Here is an 848-nt window from a genome sequence, read left to right as displayed (position 1 = left end):
GAAGTCGAAGCCACCGCCGGCAGCGAGCAGACGCACGCGCCCGAGGTCGCGCTGCGGCCCGAGCACCTGGCCTACGTCATCTACACCTCCGGCTCGACCGGCCGCCCCAAGGGCGTGATGGTCGAGCACCGGCAGCTGCTGCACCTGTGGCAAGGCATGCGCGAGCGCGTGTTCGATGCGCTGCCCTGCGCACTGCGGGTGGCGCTCAATGCCAGCGTGTCCTTCGACGCCTCGCTGCAGGCGCTGGTGCAGCTGGCCTCGGGCCATGCCCTGTGCGTGGTGCCGGCGGCGGTGCGCGCCGACGCCGGACGCATGCTGCAATTCCTCCAGGCCGAAGCCGTGGCCGTGTTCGACTGCACTCCGGCGCAGCTGGACCTGCTGATTCAAGGCGGTCTGTTCGAAACGCCGCTGCCGCAGCTGCGCGCGATCCTGGTCGGCGGCGAAGCCTTCCCGGCCGCGGCCTGGAAGCGCGCGGCCGCCGCGCCGGTGGCCTGCTACAACGCCTACGGTCCGAGCGAGTGCACGGTCAACAGCACGCTGGCGCGGGTCGGCGCCGAGCGCGGCCCGCACCTGGGCGAACCGCTGCCGGGCGTGCAGGCCTATGTGGTCGAAGCCGACGGCCGGCTGGCCGCGCCGGGCGTGGTCGGCGAACTGTGGCTGGGCGGCGCCGGGGTGGCGCGCGGCTATCTGCGCCGGCCCGAGCTGACCGCCGAACGCTTCATCGACAATCCGTTCGGCGACGGCCGCCTGTACCGCAGCGGCGACCTGGTGCGCCGCCATGCCGACGGCACCCTGGAGTATCTCGGCCGCAACGACGATCAGGTCAAGATCCGCGGCTACCGGATCGA

Annotated in this window: 1 protein-coding gene; it reads left to right on the top strand. The window is 72.6% G+C overall.

All coding sequences use genetic code 11. The annotated features are described in order from the left end of the window. Positions 1–848 (top strand): AMP-binding protein (locus tag AC3A57_RS22900; RefSeq protein ID WP_487581008.1); only part of this gene is annotated, 848 nt, incomplete at both ends.

The organism is Lysobacter sp. Soil_C_15 (assembly GCF_057657315.1).
This window is presented reverse-complemented; position numbering and strand designations above follow the sequence as displayed.